The organism is Blastococcus sp. SYSU DS0973, from assembly GCF_054051055.1.
Genome location: NZ_JBJHAN010000007.1, coordinates 112216 through 128919, shown reverse-complemented (window position 1 = coordinate 128919; position 16704 = coordinate 112216). Strand labels below are relative to the sequence as shown.

The window sequence follows — 16704 nt, the reverse complement described above, 5'->3', positions numbered from 1 at the left end:
CGACGACGCAGATCAGTGAGCCGCGACGCCGTCGTCCTCGACGACCACCAGGCGCCAGGGGGTGGACGCGATCGCCACGACCGGGCCGGGCGCCGGCCGCTCCGGGAGCAGCAACTCCCCGACGAGCCGGCGCGGAGCCGTGGACAGCACGACCCGATCCTCGTCGTTGACCAGCACGAAGGGTGCCGGTGGTCGGCCGAGCGCCGTCAGCAGGTGGGCCTCGAAGCGACGCGCGGGGACGTCCGCCCCCGCCACACCGGCGAACTCGCCGTCGACCACCACCGGCTCGGTCAGCGTGAGCAGGTATCGGCCGGTGCCGTGGACGTCGACGTACGGGCCGACGACGTGCCGGCGACCGGTCCGGCGCGGGACGTCGTACCACGCGCTCGCGGTGTAGTCGTAGTACCCCAGGCTCGTCGGCCGGAGGTCGGGCTCGAGCGTTCCGAGCCGTTGGCCGTCCGGGTCGAGCTGCCACCACTCCAGCCGCAGCGGCAGCTCACGCTCGGGCCGGGGAGCGACCACCAGTCCGAGGCCCACGGCGAGCTGGCCGGGCTCGAACAGCAGGTCCGGGATCTCATGCCCGAGCACGGGCTCCCCCGTCGCGAACCCGCGGCGGGCGGACGCGCGCACAGCCGCGCTGCGTACGGCGCCCACGGTGGCGAAGACTCGCTCGATGGTGTCGGACACAGCGGCGCCCACCCGCGCCGCCTCGTTCCCGGCCGGGCGGATCACGACACCTCCCGTCGGTCGAGGGCGGCCGCGCCGGCATCCACGGACCGGAGCAGCAGCTCGACCGACCACAGCGTGCGCGTCTCGATGTGCCGTTCGGTCAGCATCCGGGCGCGCGCCGGGTCCCGGCCCTCGATCGCGTCGACGGTGGCCCGGTGGGCGGCGACGATGGTGCCGAGCAGCTCGGGTGCGCTCGCCGGCGGCCAGGGCAGCTGGCCCAGCTCGAGATGCAGGTCCATCTCCTGCATGGTGAGCCGGACCGACTGCGCGCAGGCGGCCAGCTCGATGTAATAGCGCCCCTCGGCACGGCGCTGCCCCGTCACGGAGGGGGCCTCCGCCAGCCGGTCGACGATGTCGCGCAGGCGCGTGACCTCCGTGCGCGATGCCCGGGATGCCGCCAGGCGGGCGGCAGCCGAGGCCACCGCGGCGTGCATGTCGCCCAGCTCGCGCAGGTCGGTCGTTCCGAGCTCCGACAGCCGCGCCTCGGCCAGCTCGGCGAGGACGTCGTCGCGTGCCTGCACGAAGCTGCCGCCCCCACGGCCCCGGCGGGTGGCCACGAGACCCAGCTTGCGCAGTTCCGCCAGCGCCTCCCGCAGGGTCATGGTCGAGACGTTGAGCATCGTGGCCAGGTCGGCCTCCGCCGGCAGCTGCTCGCCGTCGCCGAGGAGGCCCAGCGCGATCGCGCTGCCCATCCGCCGGACCACGGCCTCGCTGCGCAGCGCGCCGTCGTCGAGCGGGGCGAAGACGGCCCGCCGGGCGTCACCGCTGAGCAGCTGCACGCAGGTCCTCCTCGACCGGGACGAGAACAAAGTGTCGCACCGCCGCCGCGGCAAGTTAACCGTTGATTCCAGAGGTTTTCTTGTTTACGCTAACGCAGCCTTATCCATGCTGTGACGAGGAGCACCAAGTGACACAGGTCCAGCCCGAACGGGCGACCGGGCCGACCCCTCCGGTCGATGCCCTCTCCGAGCCTTTCACCCCCGGCGCCCCGTCCAACGCGCCGGAGCTCGCCGACTACCCCGAGACGCTCGCCGGCCCAGTACCCGCGCCGGTCCAGGACCCCAAGACCGCCGCGTTCGTGGAGCAGTGGCGGAACACGTCGTACAACTGCTTCTCCTCCGGTCACAAGTTCTGCCGCGAGGTCTGCCCCGTGACCCAGGTCGAGCGCAACGAGTCCTGGACGCCCACCGCCTTCCACGCCAACGTGGTGGCCATGGAGCGCGGTGAGCTCGAGATCGCCGACATCGCCGCCGACTACGTCAACTGCACCCAGTGCGGGGCCTGCGAGCTGCGGTGTCCCAACACGCTGTTCACCGGCGACTTCTACCGGTTCCGCACCCGCACGGTCGACGTCGTCAAGGCGGTGCGCTCCCTCGCCGTGGAGAGCGGGGTGCACCAGCCGAACTGGCAGCTGTGGAACGAGCGCACCGACCTGCGCACCCACGAGCCGGTGCTCGGCGAGACGCCGGTCAACCAGGAGAAGGTCCGCGACTGGGCCGAGGGTCTGGACATCCCGATCGGCGGCGAGACCATCCTCTTCGTCGACTGCGAGGCCGCGTTCTACCGCACCGCGGTGCCGCGCGCGGTGGCCCAGATGCTGCAGATGGGCGGTTACGAGTTCGGCCTCATGGGCGAGCAGTGGTGCTGCGGCGGGCCGGCGGCCGAGATGGGCTACGCAGAGCAGGCGCAGCGCTTCGCCCGGCACAATCTGGACAACTGGCGGGCCACCGGCACCAAGCGGATCCTCGTGCTCGACCCCCACGACTACATCAGCTTCACCGAGGACTACCCGAAGTACTTCGGCGAGGAGTTCGACATCGAGGTCGTCCTCGTCATCGAGGTGCTGGCCCAGCTCCTGCGTGAGGGGAAGCTGACCCCCTCCGTGCCCGTCGACCGGGCGATCACCTACCACGACCCGTGCCGGCTCAACAAGCGCAAGGGCATCTGGGCCGAGCCCCGGGAGCTGCTGCGCGCGATCCCCGGCCTGCGGTTCGAGGACGTCGACCGGGTGACCCAGTGGTCCTACTGCTCGGGCGGCGGCGGCGGTCTCCCGATCGAGAAGCCCGAGCTCACCGCCAAGATCAGCGCCATGCGGCTCGAACGGGCCGCGGAGCTCGACGTCGACACCCTCGTCAGCGCCTGCCCGTGGTCGGAGCGGCCACTGTCGGAGGCGGGCGACGCCGAGGACATCGACGTCGTCGACCTGCACGAGCTGTTCGCCCAGTCGCTCGGCATCACCGTCGGCGGCTCGCGCGGGGACGTCGGTGACCGCCGGCTGGCCCGGGAGCGCACCGGCGTCCCCGGCCGCGCACGGCGGGCCCACGGCAGCAGCCGCGGCGGCTGCGGCGGCGGCGGATGTGGCAGCGGCGGCGGCTGCGGCGGAGGCGGCGGGAACGGTTCCGGCGGCTGCGGATGTGGAGGGCACTGACCATGACCATGACCGAACCGACCAGCACCGACGCGATCGGCACCACGCCGTTCACCACCGAACCCCTGAGCGACGACCGCCTGGCCGCGCTGGTGCGGGCCCTGCGCCCGATCCTCGCCGACGACCAGATCCTGCTGGCCAAGACCGACCGCTACAACCGCGCCCGCGTGCCCGCACCGTTCCCGGTGCACCGGTGGGCCGAGCGCGTGCCCGACGTCGTCGTCATGCCCGCCTCCACCGAGCAGGTGGCTGCGGTGGTGAAGATCGCCAACGAGATGCGGATCCCCGTCGTCCCACGCGACGGCGGCACCGGCCTCACCGACGGTGCCGTCCCTCACCGGCGCGGCATCGTCGTCGACGTCAAGAAGATGAATCAGATCCACGAGCTGGACCTGGTGAACCGGACCGTCACGGTCGGCACCGGCATCAGCATGATGAAGCTCAACGAGCGACTGGCCCAGCACGGGCTGTTCTACCCCGACGACCCGGCGTCCTACCCGTGCTCGCTGGTGGGCGGGCGGATCGGCACGAGCGGCTGGTCGCTCATCGGGTCCCGCTACGGCCACACCCGGGACCTCGTGCTGAGCTTCGATCACGTGCTGCCCACCGGCGACGTGATGCACGTCGGCGACGGCATCGGCCGCAAGATCAGCAAGTCCTCCAGCGGCTACCAGCTCAAGCACCTGTTCATGGGCCACCAGGGCACCCTCGGCATCGCGACGAAGGCGACGCTGAAGCTCTTCCCCAAGCCCGAGGCGGAGCTCTCGCCGTTCTGGGCGTTCGACAACTACGACGACGCGCACGCCTGCACGGGTGCGCTGGCCCGGGCGGGGGTGGCCACCTTCGCCGGCGCCGTCCTCTTCGACGAGCACAAGGTCGCCTACCTGCGACGCGACGACGAGGCCTACATCCCCCAGCCGGCCGACGTGCGGGCGCTCGTCTGCTCGGTGATGTACGGCTACGAGGACGAGGTACGCGCCGGCGGCAAGCGGCTATTCCGCATCGCCAAGGAGCACGGCGCCCGCTACCTCGGGGACGAAATATCCGAGGGCGACTGGGCGGCGCGCCACGACCGGTACGCCACTCCCCTGCACGGGCGGACCAAGGACGGCCAGGTCATCCCGATGTCCTGGCACTGCGAGGATGCGGCGGTCAACTTCTCCAACATCCCCGCCGTCAGCCGGGCCTGGCACGAAATCCTGGCCGACCTGCGCCGCAAGACCGACGTCTTCGACGACTGGGGCATGTTCGCCTACACCTCGGCCAATACCGGGGTCGACTACCTCACCGAAATCGACGTCGGCATCTGGGAGCAGCGCCTCGACGACGCGGCCTGGGCGGCGTGGGTCAAGGCCAAGCGCGACATCGGCGCCGTCGCGCTGGCACACGGCAGCTCGATGAGCGCCTGCCACGGCTCCTGCCGCGAGGGCGAGGTCGACCTCGTCCCCGACGAGCTCGGCCGCGGCTTCGACGTGATGCTGGACGTAAAGCGGGCGATCGACCCGAACAACATCATGAACCCCGGCAAGTACCTGCTGGACCGGGCCTACGGGGAGGACACGACCGATGAGAACCGATGACCAGCCCGCGGGCCCCTCGGCGACCGCGCCGTACCGCTTCGCCGAGCAGCACACCCCGCCGGAGCCGATCCGGGCCAGCGAGGTGGCACAGACGACCTTCGAGCACGTTTTCGAGGTCGACCCGCGGCTGATGGAGGTCCACGTCCTCCAGCAGGTCTTCCCCAACTGGGACACGTTGCGGATCATGCGCAGCCGGCACGACCACCTCGCGTGGATGCACCGGCACTTCGCCGAGAAGGTGGTCACCGGGTCGGAGATCCTCGCCGAGATCGAGCGCGAGGAAGTCCGCACCCCGCCGCCGCTGTAGAGCGGTCCTGGCCGATCGCGTCGAGGCCCCGGTCCGGGCGGACCGGGGCCTCGACGTGTCGGGTGGGGTTCCCGCCCAGGCGTCAGCCCACCGTGCGGATGAGCTTCTTGTTGACGAACTCGTCCATCCCGAGCCGGCCCAGCTCGCGGCCGAAGCCCGAGCGCTTCGTCCCCCCGAAGGGCAGCTCCGGGCCTTCGGCGCCGACCCCGTTGATGAAGACCATGCCGGTGTCGAGCGCGTCGGCGACGCGCATCGCCTGCTCCGGGTCCGTCGTGAAGACGTACGACCCGAGTCCGTACGGGGTGTCGTTGGCCAGCTCGACCGCCTGCTCCTCGTCGCTGACCCGGTAGACCTGGGCCACCGGACCGAACAGCTCCTCGCGGTAGACGTCGTTGTCCGGACGCACGTCGGTGAGGACCCCTGCAGGGAAGTAGGCGCCGTTGCGCTCGCCGGTAGCCACCAGCCGAGCACCCTGGGCCACCGCCCGGTCCACCTGCTCGGCAAGGCTCGCCGCGGCCCGGGGGGAGGACAGCGGAGCCGCCGGACCCGCCGCCAGCAGCTTTTCCCGAAAGACCGCCACGAAGTCGTCGTACAGCTCGTCGAGGATGATGATTCGCTTCGCCGCGTTGCAGGCCTGGCCGGTGTTCTCCATCCGCGCCGCGACGGCGGCTTCCGCCGTCGCCTCCATGTCGTCGGTGCTGAGCACGATGAACGGGTCGGATCCGCCGAGCTCGAGCACTACCTTCTTCAGGTGGCGACCGGCGAGGGATGCCACGGCCTCGCCCGCTCGCTCCGACCCGGTCAGCGAGACACCGCGCACGCTCGGCGCCGCGATGATCGTCTCGACCTGCTCGTTGCTGGCGTAGATGTTGACGTAGACACCCTCGGGCGCTCCGGCGTCGAGGAAGATCTGCTGTATGGCGGCCGCCGACTCGGGGCACTGCGGTGCGTGCTTGAGCAGCACGGTGTTCCCGGTCACCAGATTGGGGGCGGCGAAGCGGGCCACCTGGTAGTAGGGGAAGTTCCAGGGCATGATGCCCAGAACTGTGCCGATGGAGGCACGCCGGATCAGCGCGGTGCCCTCGCCCGAGGTGACCTCGATCGGCTCGTCGGCGAGGAACGTCTCGGCGTTGTCGGCGTAGTACTGGTAGATCGAGGCGGCGTACTCCACCTCGCCCACACCCTCCTCGTGCGGCTTGCCCATCTCCCGCTCGATGATCCGGGCCAGCTCGTCGGCCCGCTCCAGGTGCAGCTCCCCTACCCTCCGCACGACCGCTGCCCGCTCGGCCGGCGTCGTCCGCCCCCAGCTGCGATGCGCTGCCGCGGAGGCCGCCACGGCCTGGGTGATCTCCTCGTCGGTAGCCACAGGGAAGGTCGAGACGGTCTGCCCTGTGCGCGGGTCCAGGACTGCGTACTCCATGGTGTTCCTCTCCATTGCTTCGCTGGATGGTTCAGGTCTGTCGGGGTCGAGTCTGCCGGTACCTGACTCCCGTGGTGGCACGCCAGTCGTACCGGGTGCCCGGACCACGCACGTCACGGCCGGCCATCAGGCCGGCAGCGGGTGCTGGGGCTCGTTGGGACGAGGCCCCGGTCCGATCGGACCGGGGCCTCGGTCCGTCCCGGCCACCCCGAGATGTCAGAGGCGGCCGGGGAGTGCGTGGGTCAGACCGCGATGCCGGTGAGCACGAGCACGCGCTCCTCGGTGAGGTCCTCCATCGCCGCGTGCACTCCCTCGCGGCCGGTCCCGGAGTCCTTGACCCCGCCGTAGGGCATCTGGTCGGCGCGGAAGCTCGGCACGTCACCGACCACCACTCCCCCGACCTCGAGCACCTGGGCCGCCCGGAAGGCCAGCTGCAGGTCGCGGGTGAAGACTCCGGCCTGCAGCCCGAACCGGCTGTCGTTGACCCGGTCGAATGCCTCGTCGACGGAGTCGACGGTGTCCAGGACGACGACCGGGCCGAAGACCTCCTCGCAGGAGACCTTGGCGTCGGCCGGGACGTCGGTGAGCACGGTGGGCGCGTAGGACGCGCCGTCCCGCGTGCCACCGATGAGCACGCGGGCGCCGGCGGCTACTGCATCGGCGACCCAGCTCTCCACCCGGCGGGCGGCCGCCTCGTCGATCAGGGGGCCGACGTCAGTGGCGTCGTCGGTCGGGTCACCGGTGATCAACTTGCCCACCGCCTCGACCACCCGGTCGGCCAGCGCGCCGGCGACGTCGCGATGGGCGAGCACCCGCTGCACCGAGATGCACGACTGCCCGGCCTGGTACATCGCGAAGGTGGCGATCCGGGTGGCGGCCCAGTCCAACGCCGCGTCGTCCTGGTCGGGGGCGACGACGGCTGCCGCGTTGCCACCGAGCTCAAGGGTGACGTGCTTGCGCGGAGCGGACTCGCGGATGGACCAACCCACCGGCACCGATCCGGTGAAGGAGACGACGGGCAGGCGCGGGTCGCGCACAAGCTCGGCGGCCACCTCGTTGGGCACGGGCAGCACCGACCACGACCCGGCCGGCAACTCAGTCTCGGCCAGGACCTCACCGAGCAGGAGAGCGGTCAGCGGCGTCGCCGGCGCGGGTTTGAGCACGATCGGACTGCCGACCGCGATGGCGGGCGCTACTTTGTGGGCGACCAGGTTCAACGGAAAGTTGAACGGCGCGATCCCGAGGACAGGGCCGCGGGGCGCACGGCGCACCAGCGCCATCCGCCCGCTCGCGGCGGGATCGGTGTCGAGGCGCTGCAACGTGCCCGACCACCGGCGGGCCTCCTCGGCCCCCCACCGGAACGTCGAGACGGCGCGGGCGACCTCCAGGCGCGACCACTTGAGCGGCTTGCCCGACTCGGCCGTGATCAGGGCCGCGATCTCCTCGGTGCGCTCGGCCAGCCGGTGGGAGACGTGGTCGAGGGCGGCGGCGCGCACGTGCGCCGGGGTGGCGGCGCAGACGGGTCCGGCCTCGTGGGCGGCCGAGACAGCCGCCTCGACGTCCTCGGCGGTCGCGTTCGTCGTCCGGCCGGCGACCGCGCCGTCGAAGGGCGAGCGCACCTCCAGCACCTCGGTGCCGGTGGCCGGTCGGCCGGCGATCCAGTACGGCGTGGTCGTGGTCATGCGTCCTCCTCGGGGTGCGCCCCGCAGCCTGCCCGGGACGGCCACGGCCCGGGAACCCGCCAATCTGTACACAGTGGTCGCCCACGGGCTCCTTATCGGCAGATCCTCAGGTAGTCGGTCCGTCACGTGGACCTCGACGTCGACGACTACCACTCCGTCTGGGTGAGCAGCCAGGCCTGGTGGAGGCTCGGTATCACCCGTGACACATCGGATGCTGTCGGCGGCACCATCGCCGCGGGATCCCCGCACCGGCGCGGCCACTGGTCACATCGACGAGACGGCGACGCAGGACGTCGTGTGGCCGTTCCTCGCTGCGCGGCGCACCGACGCCGATCGTGACCGGCACCTGACCGCCGCCCTCACGGCGTACGCCGCCACGGGGGGAATCACCGGCGTGGTGGACATGACGGTGGACGAGCTCGGTCTGGCCGCCACGAACTGGGCGCACCGCGCCGGCGCGCTGCCGGTCCGGATCGTCGGCCACTGGTCATGGGGCGCGCCGGCGACACGCGGCCCACCTGGCGCAGGTCGAGACCGCAGCGCGGCTGGTCCAGAAGCACCGCCCCCCTGGCTGCGGAAGACGGGGGTTGAGTTCGTGGTGGACGGGGGGTCGACAGTTGCACTGCCGCGCTGACACGCCCTACTCGAACGGTGCGCTGCCCGGCTATAGCTGGGACCTGGAGACGCTGGCGCCTGCTGTCGCGGCAGCCGACGCCGCAGGTCTGCAGATCGCCGTGCACGCCATGGGGGACCAGGCCGTCCGGAACACCCTCGACGCCCTGGAGCACGCGACGAGGTGAACGGCCCGCGTCTCCGGGTCACCGCATCGAGCACCCGGAGTACGTCGACCCGGCCGACGTACTGCGGTTGGGACGACTCGGGATCACCGTCTCCATGCAGCCGATCCATACCGACGCTGCTGTGCAGGACGACTGGCGCGCGATGCTCGGTGACCACCGCGTCGAGCGGGGTCCACGTGGCCGGAGTTCTCCGACGCAGGCGCCCGGTTGGGGTTCGGCAGCGATGCGCCCACGGCTCCGCACTCGCGGCTGCCCAACCTGTACGTCGCGACGATCCGTCGGACGGCACACGACCCGTCGCTCCCGCCGAACATCCCCTGTTTCGGGCTGCCACTCGCCCACGCCCTCCACCACAGCACATACAACGCCGCGTGATCCTGCCCGCGGAACACGACGGCGGCCTGCTCTCCCCAGGGCACCTCGCGGACTTCGCCGTCATCATCGCGACCGTTCACCGAGGGCGTCGAATCGCTGCTCGAGGCCCGACTGGTGCGCACCGTCGCCGGGGGGCCACCACGTGCGCGGCAGGCTGAGCAGGTCGGCGCCCTACCGCCGCGTCACCCCGACCGTGACGTCGGTCGCGAGCGGTGCGGCGGCAAGGTCGTACGCGGTGCGTCCTGCCGGACGAATGGCGCCGCGCCGGGCTCCGCGCCCGGGCCGCTCGCGCCTGTGCGTCGATCACCGACTGGACCGGGGACCGGCCGACGATGAGCGACGACGACAGCGGCGATCCAAGGGGCGTCCGCGCGGTGGCCCGGCGCCCGTCACGGCCCGGCGTCGCCCGGCGCGGGCGAGCCGGCCGAGCGCAGACCGGCCAACCAGCCGTCAGCGGCCGAGGACCTCGCCCAGCGCCGACAGCACAAGCGCCGCCTTGGCGGGTGAGGCGTTCGGGCCCATGAGGCCGATGCGCCACACGGTCGAGGCGTAGGCGCCCACTCCCCCGCCGATCTCCAGGTCGTACCGCTCCAGCAGCTCGTTGCGCACCGCCGCCGAGTCGACGCCCTCGGGAACCTTCACGGTCGTCAGCTCCGGGAGCCGGTGCCCCTCGGCGGCGAACAGCTCCAAGCCGAGTTCGGCCAGCCCCTCGTGCAGCAGCCGGCCCGCCTCGGCGTGCCGGGTGTGGACGGCGTCGAGCCCCTCCTCGAGGATCCGGCCGAGCCCGGCGTGCAGCGACACCACCATCCCGGTCGGCGCGGTGTGGTGGTAGGTGCGCCCGCCGGTGCCGGCGGCCTCGCCCGCATACCCGCCGAGCATGCCCAGGTCGAGGTACCAGCTCTGCGGCTTCTCGATCCGCCGCTCCCAGGCCCGGTCGGAGATGGTGAACGGCGCGAGCCCCGGTGCGACGCCGAGGCACTTCTGCGATCCCGAGTACGCGAGGTCCACGCCCCACTCGTCGAGCGAGACCGGGATGCCGCCGAGCGAGGTGACGCAGTCGGCGAGCAGCAGCGCGTCGCCCTTCCCGGCGGCCAGCGGCGCCATGTCCGACAGCACCCCGGTGGAGGTCTCGGCGTGCACCGCGGCGATGAGCTTGGGCGACGGGTGCGCGGCCAGCACCCGCTCGGCGTCGACCGGCTGTCCCCACTCGTGCTCCACGGCGATCACCTCGGCCCCGCAGCGGCCGGCGACGTCGACCATCCGCTGCCCGAACAGCCCGTTCACCGCGACGACGACGACGTCCCCGGGCCCCGCGGTGTTGACGAAGGCCGCCTCCATGCCGGCCGACCCGGTGGCCGAGAGCGGGAGCGTGCGCCGGTTGGCCGTGCCGAAGATCTGCCGCAGCCGGTCGGAGGTCTCGTCCAGCACCTGCAGGAAGACCGGGTCCAGGTGGCCCAGCAGCGGCTGGGCCAGGGCCACCTGGGCCTCCGGGTAGGGGTTGGACGGGCCGGGACCGAGCAGGGTGCGGGCACGCAGCGGCATGCCCCGGACGCTACCGGTGCGTCCGGCGGACCGCCGCAGGGCCGTTGGCGGGGTCAGCTACTTCGTCGGATCGGACGGGCCCGGAGCCCCTGGCTCCCCGGGAAGCGCGGGCTCCTCCGGCTTCGCGTCGATGCCCGCCTCCGTGCGCTGCGCGTCGGTGATCGGCGTCGGCGCACCGGTCAGCGGGTCGTAGCCGGCGCCGGTCTTGGGGAAGGCGATGACCTCGCGGATGGACTCCACCCCGGACAGCAGGGCGCAGGTGCGGTCCCAGCCGATGGCGGCCCCAGCGTGCGGCGGCGGGCCGTAGGCGAACGCCTCGAGGAAGAAGCCGAAGCGCTCCCGCGCCTCCTCGCGCGACATGCCGAGCGTCTGGAAGACCTTCTCCTGCAGCGCGGCGTCGTGGATACGCACCGAGCCGCTCATCAGCTCGTTGCCGTTGACCACCAGGTCGTAGGCATCCGACAGCGCCGCGCCCTTGTCCTCGGCGAACCGGTCGCGCCACTCGGGCGTGGGCGAGGTGAACGGATGGTGCATGAAGGTCCAGTTGCCGTCCTCGGTCTCCTCGAACATCGGGAAGTCCACGACGAAGAGGAACGACCAGGTACCCGGCTCGATGAGGTCCAGCCGCTTGGCGATCTCGTTGCGGGCGGCGCCCAGCAGCTCTTGCGCCGAGCGCCGGGCCCCGGCGGCGAAGAAGACGCAGTCACCGGGCTTCGCCCCGACGGCCTCGACCAGGCCGGCGCGCTCTGCGTCGGAGATGTTCTTCGCCACCGGCCCGCCGAGGGTGCCGTCCTCGGCGATCGTCACGTAGGCCAGCCCGCGGTAGCCCCGCGACTTCGCCCAGTCCTGCCACGCGTCGAACGCCCGGCGCGGCTGCGAGCCACCGCCCGGCATGACGACGGCGCCCACGTAGGGCGCCTGGAAGACGCGGAACGGGGTGTCGGCGAAGTAGGCGGTCAGCTCGGTGAGCTCGACGCCGAAGCGCAGGTCGGGCTTGTCGGACCCGAACCGGTCCATCGCCTCGCGATAGGTCATCCGCGGGATCTCCGGCACCTCGTAGGAGGCCAGCTCCCGCCACAGCGAGCGGACGACGTCCTCGGCGACGGCGAGCACGTCGTCGCGCTCGACGAAGCTCATCTCGAAGTCGAGCTGGGTGAACTCCGGCTGCCGGTCGGCGCGGAAGTCCTCGTCCCGGAAGCAGCGGGCGATCTGGTAGTACCGCTCCAGGCCGCCGATCATCAGCAGCTGCTTGAACAGCTGCGGCGACTGCGGCAGCGCGTACCACTTGCCCTGCTGCAGCCGCACCGGCACCAGGAAGTCGCGGGCGCCCTCCGGCGTCGAGCGGGTCAGGTTCGGCGTCTCCACCTCGACGAACCCGTGCCGCGCCATGACGTCACGGGCCACCCGGCTGATCTCCGACCGCAGCCGGATGGCCTTGGCCGGCCCCTGCCGGCGCAGGTCGAGGTAGCGGTACCGGTAGCGGACGTCGTCAGAGGCCGCCTGGTCGGTCTCGATCGGGAAGGGCAGCGGCGCCGCGGCCGACAGCACCCGCAACTCGGTGGTCGCGACCTCGATCTCGCCGGTCGGCAGCTCCGGGTTCTCGTTGCCCTCCGGGCGGCGGCGCACCTCCCCTGTCACGAGCACGCAGTACTCGTTGCGCAGGGAGTGCGCCTCCTCCTCGCGGACGACGACCTGCACGTAGCCGGAGGCGTCGCGCAGGTCGAGGAAGACCACCCCGCCGTGGTCGCGCCGGCGGGCGACCCAGCCGGCGAGGGTGACGGTGGTGCCGGCGTCGGACGTGCGCAGCGTTCCGGCGTCGTGGGTGCGGAGCACGGGGTATTCCTTCGGGTGGGTGGCGGGAGATGGTGCAGGGAGGGAGGAGTGGCTCACCAGCGGTCGTGCACGTGGGCGCGGATACGCTCGTCGTACAGCCGCTCGAGGTCGGAGAGCTGGGCGTCCGACAACGGCGCCATCGTGGCCGCCGCGGCGTTGCCGCGGACCTGGGTGACGTTGCGCGCCCCCGGGATGACGGTGGTGACGCCGGGCTGGTCGATGACCCAGCGCAAGGCGAAGGCGGCCGTCGGCACGGCGTCGCCGGCGATCGCGGCGACCTCCCGGGCGGCCTCGACGCCGACCTCGAAGGGCACCCCGGCGAACGTCTCGCCGACGTCGAAGGCCTCGCCGTTGCGGTTGAAGTTCCGGTGGTCGTCGGCCGGGAACGTCGTCGACTCGTCGTACTTGCCCGTGAGCAGCCCGCTGGCCAGCGGCACGCGGGCGAGGATCCCGACGCCGGCGCGCTGCGCAGCGGGGAGCAGCTCGTCCAGCGGCTTCCGCCGGAAGATGTTGAGGATGACCTGGATCGTCTGGACCCCCTCGTGCTCCAGGGCCGTCAGCCCCTCCGCCACGGTCTCCACGGAGACGCCGTACGCGGCGACGGACCCGTCGGCGACGAACCCGTCGAGGGTGTCGTACACCCGCTGGTCGGAGTAGACGGCGGTCGGCGGGCAGTGCAGCTGCACGAGGTCGAGGGTGTCGACACCGAGGTTGCGGCGGGACCGGTCGACCCAGGCCCGCAGGTTCTCCGGGGTGTACTGCTCGGCGGTGAACGGATCCGCGCGCCGGCCGGCCTTGGTCGCCACGAACGGCCGGTCGGCGCGCGGCGCCAGCGCCTTGCGGATGCGCTCCTCCGAACGGCCGTCGCCGTAGACGTCGGCGGTGTCCAGCAGGGTCACGCCGGCGTCGAGCGCGGCATCGAGGACCGCACCGGCGGTGTCCTCGTCGACCTCCCCCCAGTCACCACCGAGCTGCCACGTGCCGAGGCCGATCACGCTGACGTCTGCCCCGGTCCGGCCGAGTGGTCGCTGTTCCATGCTCATCCCTCCACACTCGCACGCACCGTCTCCAGCAGCTCCTCCACCGGGACGGCTCGCTGCTCGCCGGTGCCCATGTCCTTCAGCTGGCCCACGCCCTCGGCCAGGTCGCGCTCCCCGATGACGACGACGTGCGAGGCGCCGGAGCGGTCGGCCGCCTTCATCGCGCCCTTGAGCCCGCGGTCGCCGTAGACGGTGTCGGCGGCGATCCCCGCCTGCCGGAGCTGACCGACCAGCCGGACCGCCAGCCGCTTGGCCTCCGTCCCGAGCGGGACGACGAACGCCTGCACGCCCGCCACCGCCCCGACGTCGAGGCCCTCGGCCTGGACGGCGAGCAGCGTGCGGTCGACCCCGACGGCGTAGCCGATACCCGAGACGTCGGGGCCGCCCAGCGCCGCGGACAACCCGTCGTAGCGCCCCCCGCCGCCGATGGCCGACTGCGCGCCCAGCCCGTTGTGCACGAACTCGAACGTCGTCTTCGTGTAGTAGTCCAGACCGCGCACCAGCTTGGGTGCCTCCGTCCAGCTCACGCCCAGGTCGGTGAGGTGCTGACGGACGGCGTCGTAGTGGGCTCGGGTGGAGTCCGAGAGGTGGTCGACCATCAGTGGGGCGTCGTCGAGCTGCGCCTGGACCTCCGGCCGCTTGTCGTCGAGCACCCGCAGCGGGTTGATCGCCGCCCGCCGCCGCGTCTCCTCGTCGAGGTCCAGCTTGTCCAGGTAGGCGACGAGCAGCTCGCGGTACTGCGGCCGGCAGGTGGCGTCACCGAGCGAGGTCAGGAGCAACTCGAAGTCGGTCAGCCCCAGGTCGCGGAAGCCCTGGACGCCGAGCGCCACCGCCTCGGCGTCCAGCGCGGGGTCGTCGACGCCGAGCGCCTCCATGTCCACCTGGGTGAAGTGACGGTACCGCCCGGCCTGCGGCCGCTCGTAGCGGAAGGCCGAGCCGACCGTCCAGAGCTTCGCCGGCAGCGCGCCGGCGTGCAGCCGGTGCTCGATGAAGGCCCGCATCAGCCCGGCGGTGAGCTCGGGGCGCAGGGTCAGCGACCGGCCGCCCCGGTCCTCGAACGTGTACATCTCCTTGGTCACGACATCGGTGGACTCCCCGACGCCGCGGGAGAAGACGGCGGTCTCCTCGAACACCGGCGTCTCGACGTAGCCGTAGCCGGCCCGCCGCAGCGGTGCGGTCAGCGCATCGCGGACGGCGAGGAACCGCGCCGACTCCGGCGGAAGCGTGTCGAACGCGCCCTTCGGGGCGGTCAGCCCGCTCACAGCCCGCGCCCCTTCGGCGCGGAAGCCGCCTCGGCCAGGTACGGGTTGCTGGCCCGCTCGCGGCCGATCGTGGTCGCCGGGCCGTGACCGGGCAGCACCACCGTCTCGTCGGCCAGCGGCAGCACGACGTCCTGCAGGGACCGGAGCATCGCGTCCCAGGAGCCGCCGGGCAGGTCGACCCGGCCCACCGAGCCGGCGAACAGCACGTCGCCGGCAAGCAACCCGGGCGCCTCTCCCAGGTCCAGCTCGAAGACGACGGAGCCCTGGGTGTGGCCGGGGGCGTGCCGGACGGTGAGGTCGACCCCGGCCAGCGAGAGCACCGCACCGTCGTCGAGCGTGCGGACGTCCGACGGGTCGGGCAGCCGCACCCCGGTGATCAGCGGGGCCAGCGCGGGCCCGTGCCAGCGCGCCGGGTCGCTGAGCATGCCGTGGTCGCCGGGGTGCAGGTAGGCCGGGATGTCGTAGCCGTCGCACACCGGCAGCACCGAGAAGGTGTGGTCCAGGTGGCCGTGGGTCAGCACGACCGCGACCGGCTTGAGGCCGTCCTCGGCGAGCATCCGGGCCAGGGGCTCGACGGCGTCCATGCCCGGGTCGACGACGACGCACTCCTGCCCCGGCCCGGAGGCGACCGCGTAGCAGTTGGTGCCGAACGCACCGGCGGGGAACGAGCGGATGAGCACCCGTGCAGGTTACGCGGGGCCACCCGCGGGTTCCGGCGCTGCCAGGGATCGCCCAGGTCCGCCACCTAGACTCGCACCCCGACCAACGCCGCAGCCGCCCGTCCGCACCGCCGTCGAGGCCGCCCACCGCGCCCCCGTCCGCCCGAGGAGTCCGCACCCGTGCCCACGAACAAGCAGCGTCGCGAAGCCGCGCAGCGCCACCTGCAGCGTCAGCTGGAGCGCCGCGCCGAGCAGGTGAAGAAGCGCCGCCGCAACCTGGGCGTCCTCCTCACCGCGCTCGCCCTGGTCGTCGTGGCCGGCGCGGCGCTGCTGATCACCGGCGCGTTCGGCGGCGACGACGACACCGACGACCAGGCGGCCGGCACGACCACGCCGACGACCCCGGCCGCGACCAGCTCGGCGGCCGCGCGGACCACCAACGCCGACGGCACCGTCACCTGCGAGTACCTGCCGGACGAGTCGGGGAACACCAACCTCACCGACGTGGGCACCCCGCCGGACCCCGAGGCCACCCCCACCCAGGGCACCGCCACGCTCCTGATGGGGACCAGCCAGGGAGACCTCACCCTCACCCTCGACCGGGCGAAGGCCCCCTGCGCCGCGGCCAGCTTCGTGTACCTCACCGAGCAGGGCTTCTACGACGACACCTCCTGCCACCGGCTGGTCAACGCGGAGACCTTCGGCGTCCTCCAGTGCGGCGACCCCACCGGCACCGGGGCGGGCGGCCCGAGCTACAAGTACGCCGAGGAGGTCACCCCGGAGACCACCTATCCCCGGGGGACCGTCGCCATGGCCAAGACCGCGGCGCCCAACAGCACCGGTGGCCAGTTCTTCCTGACCTTCGTCGACACCGAGCTGCCGCCGGAGTACACCGTCGTCGGCACGATCGACGAGGCGGGACTCGCGGTCCTCGACCAGGTCGCCGCCGGCGGCGTCCAGGGCGCCGAGGGCCCCGGCGACGGCGCGCCGAACATCTCCGTGACCATCGAGGACATGGCCGTCGTCGGGTGAAGGACCCCGTCCCCC

14 protein-coding genes are annotated in these 16704 nt (G+C 72.4%); 5 read left to right on the top strand and 9 right to left on the bottom strand.

Going from position 1 to position 16704, the window contains the following annotated elements; translation table 11 throughout:
• Positions 1–12: 12 nt before the first annotated feature.
• Complete coding sequence (locus ACI791_RS13290) at positions 13–732, bottom strand: cache domain-containing protein (protein WP_456586466.1); 720 nt, start codon at positions 730–732, stop codon at positions 13–15.
• Complete coding sequence (locus ACI791_RS13285; protein WP_456586465.1) at positions 729–1508, bottom strand: FadR/GntR family transcriptional regulator; 780 nt, start codon at positions 1506–1508, stop codon at positions 729–731. The genes ACI791_RS13290 and ACI791_RS13285 overlap by 4 nt, the downstream gene beginning before the upstream one ends.
• 128 nt (positions 1509–1636) lie before the next feature.
• Between ACI791_RS13285 and ACI791_RS13280 the strand changes: the two genes are divergently transcribed.
• The 3 genes from ACI791_RS13280 to ACI791_RS13270 are packed head-to-tail and all read left to right on the top strand — an operon-like array spanning position 1637 to position 5044.
• The gene (locus ACI791_RS13280) at positions 1637–3157 is read left to right on the top strand and encodes a (Fe-S)-binding protein (RefSeq protein WP_456586464.1); all 1521 of its coding nucleotides are present in this window, start codon (positions 1637–1639) and stop codon (positions 3155–3157) included.
• 2 nt (positions 3158–3159) lie between these two features.
• Positions 3160–4737, top strand: coding sequence for an FAD-binding oxidoreductase (locus tag ACI791_RS13275; RefSeq protein WP_456586463.1), 1578 nt, complete (start codon positions 3160–3162; stop codon positions 4735–4737).
• A complete protein-coding gene (locus tag ACI791_RS13270; protein WP_456586462.1) occupies positions 4724–5044 on the top strand; it encodes a hypothetical protein in 321 nt (106 codons plus the stop codon). Before ACI791_RS13275 ends, ACI791_RS13270 begins: the two co-directional genes overlap by 14 nt.
• Positions 5045–5126: 82 nt before the next feature.
• Here the strand turns inward: ACI791_RS13270 and ACI791_RS13265 are convergent, their stop codons facing one another.
• On the bottom strand, positions 5127–6464 hold the full coding sequence (locus ACI791_RS13265) for an NAD-dependent succinate-semialdehyde dehydrogenase (protein ID WP_456586461.1): 1338 nt from the start codon (positions 6462–6464) through the stop codon (positions 5127–5129).
• Between the two features lie 242 nt (positions 6465–6706).
• The gene (locus tag ACI791_RS13260) at positions 6707–8146 is read right to left on the bottom strand and encodes an aldehyde dehydrogenase family protein (protein ID WP_456586460.1); all 1440 of its coding nucleotides are present in this window, start codon (positions 8144–8146) and stop codon (positions 6707–6709) included.
• A gap of 617 nt (positions 8147–8763) precedes the next feature.
• Here ACI791_RS13260 and ACI791_RS13255 point away from each other — a divergent pair.
• Positions 8764–8946 (top strand): hypothetical protein, encoded by a 183-nt coding sequence (locus ACI791_RS13255; RefSeq protein WP_456586459.1) that lies wholly within the window; start codon positions 8764–8766, stop codon positions 8944–8946.
• Positions 8947–9771: 825 nt separating this feature from the next.
• Here the strand turns inward: ACI791_RS13255 and ACI791_RS13250 are convergent.
• From ACI791_RS13250 to ACI791_RS13230, 5 genes are read right to left on the bottom strand one after another with little or no spacing between them, the layout of a single operon-like run.
• Positions 9772–10863 (bottom strand): pyridoxal-phosphate-dependent aminotransferase family protein, encoded by a 1092-nt coding sequence (locus ACI791_RS13250; protein ID WP_456586458.1) that lies wholly within the window; start codon positions 10861–10863, stop codon positions 9772–9774.
• 57 nt (positions 10864–10920) lie between these two features.
• Positions 10921–12696, bottom strand: coding sequence for an aspartate--tRNA ligase (gene aspS, locus ACI791_RS13245; protein WP_456586457.1), 1776 nt, complete (start codon positions 12694–12696; stop codon positions 10921–10923).
• A 53-nt stretch (positions 12697–12749) separates the two neighbouring features.
• Positions 12750–13733, bottom strand: coding sequence for an aldo/keto reductase (locus tag ACI791_RS13240; RefSeq protein ID WP_456586456.1), 984 nt, complete (start codon positions 13731–13733; stop codon positions 12750–12752).
• A gap of 2 nt (positions 13734–13735) precedes the next feature.
• Positions 13736–14998, bottom strand: coding sequence for a histidine--tRNA ligase (hisS, locus tag ACI791_RS13235; protein ID WP_456586455.1), 1263 nt, complete (start codon positions 14996–14998; stop codon positions 13736–13738).
• A complete protein-coding gene (locus ACI791_RS13230) occupies positions 14995–15678 on the bottom strand; it encodes an MBL fold metallo-hydrolase (protein ID WP_456586454.1) in 684 nt (227 codons plus the stop codon). Before ACI791_RS13230 ends, hisS begins: the two co-directional genes overlap by 4 nt.
• A gap of 159 nt (positions 15679–15837) precedes the next feature.
• Here ACI791_RS13230 and ACI791_RS13225 point away from each other — a divergent pair, with 159 nt between their 5' ends.
• A complete protein-coding gene (locus tag ACI791_RS13225) occupies positions 15838–16689 on the top strand; it encodes a peptidylprolyl isomerase (RefSeq protein WP_456586453.1) in 852 nt (283 codons plus the stop codon).
• Positions 16690–16704 lie beyond the last annotated feature (15 nt).

Bases quoted from the DNA above. Each gene is read 5' to 3' on its own strand.
- ACI791_RS13275 (WP_456586463.1), top strand. From the start codon at position 3,160: ATGACCATGACCGAACCGACCAGCACCGACGCGATCGGCACCACGCCG.
- ACI791_RS13270 (WP_456586462.1), top strand. From the start codon at position 4,724: ATGAGAACCGATGACCAGCCCGCGGGCCCCTCGGCGACCGCGCCGTAC.
- ACI791_RS13260 (WP_456586460.1), bottom strand. From the start codon at position 8,146: ATGACCACGACCACGCCGTACTGGATCGCCGGCCGACCGGCCACCGGC.
- ACI791_RS13250 (WP_456586458.1), bottom strand. From the start codon at position 10,863: ATGCCGCTGCGTGCCCGCACCCTGCTCGGTCCCGGCCCGTCCAACCCC.
- ACI791_RS13240 (WP_456586456.1), bottom strand. From the start codon at position 13,733: ATGGAACAGCGACCACTCGGCCGGACCGGGGCAGACGTCAGCGTGATC.
- ACI791_RS13265 (WP_456586461.1), bottom strand. From the start codon at position 6,464: ATGGAGTACGCAGTCCTGGACCCGCGCACAGGGCAGACCGTCTCGACC.